This is a genomic window from Bradyrhizobium sp. (assembly GCF_019242285.1).
GTDB lineage: Bacteria > Pseudomonadota > Alphaproteobacteria > Rhizobiales > Xanthobacteraceae > Bradyrhizobium.
The window spans coordinates 1-7,615 of the sequence record NZ_JAFAVV010000068.1 but is presented as its reverse complement, the minus strand read 5'-3'; the positions used below and the strand labels follow the sequence as shown (position 1 = coordinate 7,615).

At 65.5% G+C, this 7,615-nt stretch carries 9 protein-coding genes; 2 read left to right on the top strand and 7 right to left on the bottom strand.

The genetic code is table 11. The annotated features are described in order from the left end of the window. The 3 genes from JOY90_RS02960 to JOY90_RS02950 form a co-directional block, all read right to left on the bottom strand. On the bottom strand, positions 1 to 905 hold a 905-nt coding region (locus JOY90_RS02960; protein WP_291689674.1), incomplete at its 3' end, for a multidrug effflux MFS transporter. A 239-nt stretch (positions 906 to 1,144) separates the two neighbouring features. Then, positions 1,145 to 1,339, bottom strand: coding sequence for a hypothetical protein (locus JOY90_RS02955; protein WP_291689673.1), 195 nt, complete (start codon positions 1,337 to 1,339; stop codon positions 1,145 to 1,147). Between the two features lie 128 nt (positions 1,340 to 1,467). Then, on the bottom strand, positions 1,468 to 3,324 hold the full coding sequence (locus tag JOY90_RS02950) for an aminopeptidase P family protein (RefSeq protein WP_291689672.1): 1,857 nt from the start codon (positions 3,322 to 3,324) through the stop codon (positions 1,468 to 1,470). 182 nt (positions 3,325 to 3,506) lie between these two features. Here JOY90_RS02950 and JOY90_RS02945 point away from each other — a divergent pair, with 182 nt between their 5' ends. Then, positions 3,507 to 3,683, top strand: a complete 177-nt coding sequence (locus tag JOY90_RS02945) for a hypothetical protein (protein ID WP_291689671.1) — start codon at positions 3,507 to 3,509, stop codon at positions 3,681 to 3,683. On the opposite strand, the gene JOY90_RS02940 is transcribed toward JOY90_RS02945, so the two are convergent. Next, on the bottom strand, positions 3,680 to 4,183 hold the full coding sequence (locus JOY90_RS02940; protein WP_291689670.1) for a hypothetical protein: 504 nt from the start codon (positions 4,181 to 4,183) through the stop codon (positions 3,680 to 3,682). The two genes, JOY90_RS02945 and JOY90_RS02940, sit on opposite strands and share 4 nt — an antisense overlap. After that, positions 4,180 to 5,067, bottom strand: a complete 888-nt coding sequence (locus JOY90_RS02935; RefSeq protein WP_291689675.1) for a 50S ribosomal protein L11 methyltransferase — start codon at positions 5,065 to 5,067, stop codon at positions 4,180 to 4,182. The genes JOY90_RS02940 and JOY90_RS02935 overlap by 4 nt, the downstream gene beginning before the upstream one ends. Before the next feature lie 217 nt (positions 5,068 to 5,284). Here JOY90_RS02935 and JOY90_RS02930 point away from each other — a divergent pair, with 217 nt between their 5' ends. Further along, positions 5,285 to 5,449, top strand: a complete 165-nt coding sequence (locus JOY90_RS02930) for a Flp family type IVb pilin (protein WP_291689669.1) — start codon at positions 5,285 to 5,287, stop codon at positions 5,447 to 5,449. 205 nt (positions 5,450 to 5,654) lie between these two features. On the opposite strand, the gene JOY90_RS02925 is transcribed toward JOY90_RS02930, so the two are convergent. Beyond that, positions 5,655 to 6,152 (bottom strand): L-2-amino-thiazoline-4-carboxylic acid hydrolase, encoded by a 498-nt coding sequence (locus JOY90_RS02925; RefSeq protein WP_291689668.1) that lies wholly within the window; start codon positions 6,150 to 6,152, stop codon positions 5,655 to 5,657. A gap of 181 nt (positions 6,153 to 6,333) precedes the next feature. Continuing rightward, a partial coding sequence (locus JOY90_RS02920; protein ID WP_291689667.1) for an NAD(P)/FAD-dependent oxidoreductase occupies positions 6,334 to 7,615 on the bottom strand: 1,282 nt, incomplete at its 5' end.

The following is a 7,615-nucleotide window of genomic DNA, read 5'->3' as shown; positions in this document are numbered from 1 at the left end:
AGGCTGCCGGTGAGCTGCAGCGCAAGCCCGAACCAGATCAGCTTCTCCAGTGCATGGCGTGGCGCGAAGCGCACGCAGAACACGTTGCCGATCAGATAGGCGAAGGCGGTGGTGGCGAACCAGGCGCCATATTCGGCGCTGGAGCGTCGCATCTCCGTCACCACGAGATAAGGACCGCCGCCGGCGAAGGCGAAGATGATCTGCGAGGCCAGCACCTGGCACAGCATGAAGCCGACGAAGGCGCGGCTGGTGAAGAGCGTGCCGACGTCGCCGCGGAAGCCGCCGCCCGCAAGGCGGTCGCGGCGGGTCTCCGGCAGCGCGAAGGCGATCGCCACCGCGACGAGGATTGCGGCGGCAGTGATGACATAGAAGATCGCGCGCCAGCCGAAGGCGGTTTCCAATAGCCCGCCGGTCAACGGCGACAGCATCTGCGCGATCATCATCACCGCGATCACCAGGCTGATCATCGAGGCGGTGCGCTCACGGCTGTAGAGATCACGGATGATGGCGCGGCTGATCACGAGCCCTCCGGCGCCGCCCAGCGCCTGCACGAACCGTGCGACGATCAATTGCGGCAGGGTCTGCGCGAAGATCGAGCCGACGCTCGCTGCGACCATCAGGCCGAGGCCCCACAGCAGCACCGGCCTCCGGCCGAAACGGTCCGACAGCGGCCCCATCGTCGCCTGCGACAGCGCGATGCCGACCATGTAGAGCGACACCGTCATCTGCGCGACGGAGATGTCGCGACCGAAGGTCGAGGCCAGCATCGGCAGCGCCGGCACCAGGAGATAGAGCGAGATCGGCGCGATGCCGGTCATGATGACCAGCAACAGCAACATCGTCTTCGAGGGCGCAACCGCGCGCGGGCCCACCGCAACTAGCGGTTTGCTGATCATTCCGTGCATGCGCAGCCGGTTCCGATTCCGTTTCAGGTTGGAGCCACACTAGCGATATTGCAGTGCAGGAAAATCGTTGTTTCGGAATGCGGCCATGCAGTCTGGGCGGCTGTTTTAATAGCGGGTCTCGCAACCGAGATGACGGCGCGCAGCTCGCCGCATGACCGCCACGTTCGCAAACAAAAGCCCCGACCTTTCGGCCGGGGCTCCTTCGGTAAAAGACATGGAGGCTACCCCCTGGTCGCCGATCAGCCCTCGTCCCCTTCTTCCTCCTCCTCCGGCTCAAAGTAGAATTCCTCTGCCAGGAGCTGATAGGCCTCCCTGCGAAGAGCGGCGTTCTCGGGCTTCTCCATCTGCTCCGTGAATTTCTGGAGAATAAATTCCCCGCTCTCGTCCGGATGCTCGCTGACGATAGAATTCCAAAGGTCATCCATCGAACTCATTTCCGTGCCCTCCCAAAACATCTGCGCCGCCCTATCTGGAGCAGATCGCCGCGGCATTCAATGGGCACGCGCAAACAAAAGCCCCGGCCACGCGGCCGGGGCTCTTTCGATCGGATTCGATCGCTCGCCTACTCGACCACCGCGCGAATCTCGGTGTTGCCGGAAAGCGCCACCGTCGCCTCATCCAGCCAGGCCTGCGTCGGCGCATCGAGCTGGCCGCGCACCTCGGCCCGGACGCGGGCGTGGTAGGCATTGAGCCAATCGAGCTCTATCTCGCTCAGCATGCGCGCCTCGATCAGGCGGCGATCGATCGGCGCGAGCGTCAGCGTCTCGAACGCGTTCATCGGCTTCTCCGCGCCGTCGATCTCGGCGGCGGTGACCAGCTCCAGGTTCTCGATGCGGATGCCGAACGCGTCGGTCTTGTAGTAGCCGGGCTCGTTGGAGAGGATCATGCCGCGCTTCAGCGGCGTGGTGCCGAGCTTCGAGATCCGCGCGGGGCCCTCGTGCACCGAAAGATAGCTGCCGACGCCGTGGCCGGTGCCGTGCTCGAAATCGAGGCCGGCCTGCCACAGGAACTGCCGCGCCAAAGGATCGAGCTGCGCGCCGGTGGCGCCGTCGGGGAAGATCGCGCGCGCGATCGCGATATGGCCGCGCAGCACGCGGGTGAAGCGGTCACGCATCTCGGCGGTCGGCGCGCCGATGGCGATGGTGCGGGTGACGTCGGTGGTGCCATCCTCGTATTGCGCGCCGGAATCGATCAGCAGCAGGTCGCCCGGCGCGACGCGACGGTTGCTCTTGCGGGTGACGCGGTAATGCACGATGGCACCGTTCGGCCCGGTGCCGGCGATGGTCGGGAACGACACGTCCTTGAGCGCGCCGGTCTCGCGCCGGAACGTCTCCAGCGCCTCGACCGTGTCGATCTCGGTGAGCGAGCCCTTCGGCGCCTCGCGATCCACCCAGGCCAGGAAGCGCGCCAGTGCCACCGCGTCGCGGTGGTGCGCGGTTCGCGTGCCCGCGATCTCGGTCGGGTTCTTCACCGCCTTCAAGAGGCTGACCGGGTCGCTGCCGCGCACCGGCTTGCCGCCGGCCGATGTGATCAGGCGCGACAAGGCGTCGGCGGCGGTTGCGCTGTCGAGCGCGATCGCGGCGCCGCGTTGGGCGAGCGCTGTCAGTTCGTCGGACAAGGCGTCGGGCTGGCGGACATCGCCGGATTGCTCGAGATGATCGCGCGTCTGGTTCGACAATTTGCGATGGTCGATGAAGACCGTCGGCCGGCCCTCCCTGGGCACCAGCGCGTAGGACAGCGGCAGCGGCGTGTGCGCGACATCGGCGCCGCGGATGTTGAAGGTCCAGGCCACGGCGTGTGAATCCGACAGCACCAGTGCATCGACGCCGAGCCTGCCGATTTCCTGGGCAATCCGCTTCAGCTTGTCCGACTCCGTCTCGCCGGAAAATCGCGCGCCGTGCAGCGTCACCGCGCCGAGCGGCGGGGCAGGGCGCTCGCTCCAGACCGAATCGATGGGATTATCGTCGACCGCGACCAGCTCCGCGCCGGCCTTGGCGCAGGCGGTGCTCAGCCGCTCGACTGCCGAAGAAGTGTGCAGCCACGGATCAAATCCTAGGCGATCGCCCGCCTTCAGATGCTGGGTGAGCCAATTCTCCGGCGGCGGATCGATCAGCGATTCCACCGACCACGCCTTGCCGTCAGCCTGCTTTTTGGCCTGCAGCGTATAGCGGCCGTCGACGAACAGGGCGGCTTCCTGCATCAGCACGATCGCCATGCCGGCCGAACCGGTGAAGCCGGTGAGCCAGGCCAGCCGTTCTTCCGACGGCGAGACATATTCGTTCTGCTGCTGATCGGCGCGCGGCACCACGAAACCGTTCAACCTGCGCCGTGTCAGCTCCTCGCGAAACGCCGACAGGCGCGCGCTCAGTGCCACGCCGCTCTCGGGCTCCTCGAACGTCTGGAAGTGAGCTTCGAACATCGCAAGAATCCACTTTAAGATTGCCGGGCGAACGCCGCAATGTTAGCCATTTTGACATAGCTAATGCTCGAAGAGTAGCAGTTGCGTTTCGAAGATGCAGCGTTTACCGGCGATCGACGTCATCGAGCGAACGCGGGGGGAATGCAAGGAACGGCTCAACTCAACGAAGAGGGGACCGAGTAATGCCTGCCTTCACGTTCGAGAAGATCTCTCCGCCCGCCAACCGGAAGCCTGCGCCTCCCCCCTCCAAGCAGCATCCGAAGCAGGAGCCCGGTCTCGTCGGCAGGATCGTCAATCGTTTGAGCGAGGCGCGCGCCAAGAAGAACATCCACCGGAAACCGGCGGAGAATTCCGATTAATCACGCGTCGAACCGGATGACCTGACCACGCGCGCCCCGACCACGCGATTGCCTTCGAGCTCCCGCACGATCCGCTCGTCCGGCCCGATCTTGCCGAGGTCGAACTCGCGCTCCGAAGTGACGAGGATCATTCGTGAACCGGCAATCGCCAGCACGGTGACGTCATGTGCTTCGCCCGCGGCGGCGAGATTTCGGATTTCACCGAGCAGCGGCTCCCGGCGCCAGGCGTTGGGAAAGCCGGGATCGCAGCGAATCTCGAGTCCATCTTCCGAAGACGTCAGCACCAGCTTGGATTTGTTCGGCTTCCAGTGTGGCCCGAACCGCTCGTCGGTCAGCCACAGGCAGTCGAAGCGGCGGCATTCGGGCGGCCTCTCGTCGTAAATGCGGCAGCCCTGTTGCGGCTTGCAGTGCCGGCACCATGACCCGGCCGGCTTGGCCAATTCCTCGATTGCCATCACCTTGCAGCACAGGGTGCAGCTACCGCAGCTTCGCGCGGTCATGTTGTGGATCGCAGGAGCAGGCTGCTCCAGCCCTCGATCTTCAGGTGCCGCAACACCACGAGGCCGCGCGCGCGGTAGGCCGCGATGACCGCGACAGCCTGCGGAGTCAGAAGACCCGATAGGACGACCAGCCCCGAAGGCGCCAGATGAGATGCCATCGGCCCCGCAAGCTGCCGCAGCGGATGGGCGAGGATGTTCGCCAGCACCAGATCGAACGGACCGTGGCCGGCAAAATCCGGCGCCGCAAAACCGGTTGCGCGGATCACCTCCACCAGGCTGCCGCAGCGGTTTGCCCGTGCGTTCTCACGCGCGACCCGAACCGACGGTGCATCGATGTCGCTCGCCAGCACCTTGTCGTGCCGCGCGCGTGCGGCGGCGATTGCGAGCACGCCGGTGCCGGTCCCGAGATCGAGCACGCGCCGTGGCCGGCGGGCCTTCAGCACATGATCGAGCAGCAGCAGGCAGCCGCGCGTGGTGCCGTGATGGCCAGTGCCGAACGCCAGCGCCGCCTCGATCTCGATGCCGATCCTGTTCGCCGGCACCCGCATGCGGTCGTGAGCGCCGTGCACGACGAAGCGGCCGGCCGGCACCGGCTTGAGATCCGCGAGGCTGGCCTTGACCCAGTCCTTGGCCTCGACGGTGTCGAGGCAGAGGGTTTGCGCGACCGTTTCACCGGCAGCGGTCACGACCTGCGCGCGGAGCGCGGCCGGGTCGGGCGCCGCGGAAAAATGCAGGGTGACCTCCCACCGCCCGTCGGGCCGCTCGAAGGCCGCGATCGCCGCCTGATCGTCGAAAAACGTCTCGCCCAGCACGTCGGCGATCTGCTTGGTGGCAGCTTCGTCCGCCAGTGTCAGGCTGGCGCGGTAGGTTGGGGCGGGGGACAGGCTCATCGCGGCTCGAGGCAGGTCTGGCGTGTTATAGCCCAAGCGGGACGAGGCCGGCATCTCCGAAATGGCTCAAATTCGACCTATAGTTGCGTGGGGTTTTGTAGAAATTTGTCCGAGCCGTCTTAAGCCGCCCTTAGGTTCCACTCAGTAGTTAACGATCCGGTCCCCGGAATATTGCGGGGGCCAAAATCAGGGCAGAGCGAGGCGGCAGCGCATGAAGGTAATTGCTTGGAATTTTTTGAGGGACGAATCCGGGGCCACGGCCATCGAGTATGGACTGATTGCGGCGGGCATTGCGCTGGCAATCATCACGGTCGTGAACTCGCTCGGCACGAGCCTCAACACGAAGTTCGATTCGATCAACAGCTCGCTGAAATAGTCGAAGTGGTCTTAAAGGCGTTCTCAACGGCCGGGCTCATGCCCGGCCGTCTCTTTTGGGAAATGCAGTCAAATTCAATACTTTGATCGAATGTTTTCCACAGTCTGCCCATCGTCTTGCGCGCGGTTGATGCACAGCATCAGGTGGGCGGGTCCACCGCGCATCCACAGGCTTTCAACATGGTTAAGCGCGGCTGTGCAAAGACTTAACGCGGCTCGAATTTGTAGCGGAAGGTGCAGCAAGGGGCACCCTGCATCAGGGTCTGGGCCCGGTCGAGCCTGACCTCGCCGCCGGACGCCTCCGCGATGTCGACGTCGCCCCAGCAGACCAGGAGGGCGCCGAGCTCGGGCTCGCCCAGCGCGCGGAAGAATTCGGCGAAGCGGCAGCGCGTCACGTCGATGTCGAGGGCCGTGTCGTCCTGGCGCTGGATGTCGAACTCGACCTCCTGCGCCGTGACGTCGTTGAAGGCGCCCTGCAGCTTCGCCCATTTGCGCCTGCCGCTGCCTTCGACGGTCTTGCCGATCTCGGCGAACAGCGCCTTCGACCAATCGCGCAAGGCGCCGCGCACGAGATCGTCGGCCTTCTCGCGACCGAGCTCACGTCGCAGCGCTTGCATGACCGGGACCAGCACCTGGGCCTGGATCCTGGTCTTGTCCATCATGGTGATGTCGGGGGCGACCAGATAGTCGTCGAGCACGCCCATGGGTTTCCTTTCGGATGATCTTTTCCACCGCTGTGGATATCGCGCGGCCGCGCCAGTCCACAGCACGGCCCACAGGATATCCCGATACTCTTCAACAGCCTGCGGCCGGCCATTTGCACGGTCGTTACGACGCTCTTGAGCTATTCTCTCAACTGCTCCCGCACAAGCTCTCCACAGCTTCTCAGCGGCTTGCGAACAGCGCGCGGTGATCGCTGAGGATCGCCCGCGCCGCGTTGTGGCCGGGGGCGCCGGTGACGCCGCCGCCGGGATGGCTGCCGGAGCCGCAATGATAGAGGCCCTTCAGCGGAGAGCGATAGTCGGCGTGGCCCAGCATCGGCCGGGCCGAGAAGAGCTGGTTCAAGGTCAGCGCACCATGGAAAATATCCCCACCCAGCAGGCCGAATTGCCGCTCGAGATCCAGCGGCGACAGGACCTGCCGGCCGATCACGCGGGCCGCGAAGCCGGGAGCGTAGTTATCCACCGTCTTCACCATGAGGTCCGCGACCTCCTCGCGATGGTCGTCCCATGATTTGCCGTCCGGCAGTTGCGGCGCGACATGCTGGCAGAACAGGCTCGCGACATGCTGGCCGGGCGGTGCCAGCGTGTCGTCCAAAGTGGAGGGGATCAGAACCTCGACCACCGGTTCGCGGCTCCAGCCGAAGGCGCGGGCGTCCTCATAGGCGCGGTCCATGTAGCCGAGGCTCGGACCCAAGATGATGCCGGCGGTCAAATGGTCGCCTTCGCCGGGCAGCGCGGTGAACGAGGGCAGCGCCGACAGCGCCACGTTCATGCGGAAGGTGCCGGAGCCGTTGCGCCAGCGCTTCATGCGGGTGAGGAAGTCGCCGGGCAGCGCGTCGGGGGGAAGCAGCCTCGTATAGAGCAGCTTTGGATTGACGCCCGCGGCGATGTATCTCGCCCGCAAGGTCTCGCCGTTGTCGAGCACGACGCCTGTGGCACGGCCCCGCTCGACGATGATCTCGCGCACGCCGGCCGCGGTCTCGATCTCGGTGCCATGGCTGCGAGCGGCCTTTGCCATCGCCTGTGTGATTGCGCCCATGCCGCCGATCGCATGGCCCCAGACGCCCTTCTTGCCGTTCACCTCGCCGAAGGCGTGGTGCAACATCACATAGGCGGAGCCTGCCGTGTAGGGGCTCGCGTAATTGCCGACGATGGCGTCGAAGCCGAACAGCGCCTTGACCAGGTCGTTCTCGAAGCGCTCTTCGAGCATCTCGCCGGCCGAGCGTGTGAACAGGTCGAGCAGATCGCGCTGCTGCGCAAGCGTCAGGGCGCCCAGCAGCTTCGCGGCACCCAGCGCATTGAGGGATTCGCGGATCGCGCGCGCGCCAAATCCTTCGACCAGGTTCGGCGGCGCGCGCAGCACGAAGCCGCGCAGCACGTCGGCGATCGCCTCGAGCTCGCGCGAGAAGGTCCCGATCGCCTCGGCATCCCCTGCGCTCAGCCTG

Bases quoted from the DNA above. Each gene is read 5' to 3' on its own strand.
- JOY90_RS02945 (WP_291689671.1), top strand. From the start codon at position 3,507: ATGCCTGCCTTCACGTTCGAGAAGATCTCTCCGCCCGCCAACCGGAAG.
- JOY90_RS02950 (WP_291689672.1), bottom strand. From the start codon at position 3,324: ATGTTCGAAGCTCACTTCCAGACGTTCGAGGAGCCCGAGAGCGGCGTG.
- JOY90_RS02940 (WP_291689670.1), bottom strand. From the start codon at position 4,183: ATGACCGCGCGAAGCTGCGGTAGCTGCACCCTGTGCTGCAAGGTGATG.
- JOY90_RS02925 (WP_291689668.1), bottom strand. From the start codon at position 6,152: ATGGGCGTGCTCGACGACTATCTGGTCGCCCCCGACATCACCATGATG.
- JOY90_RS02955 (WP_291689673.1), bottom strand. From the start codon at position 1,339: ATGAGTTCGATGGATGACCTTTGGAATTCTATCGTCAGCGAGCATCCG.
- JOY90_RS02930 (WP_291689669.1), top strand. From the start codon at position 5,285: ATGAAGGTAATTGCTTGGAATTTTTTGAGGGACGAATCCGGGGCCACG.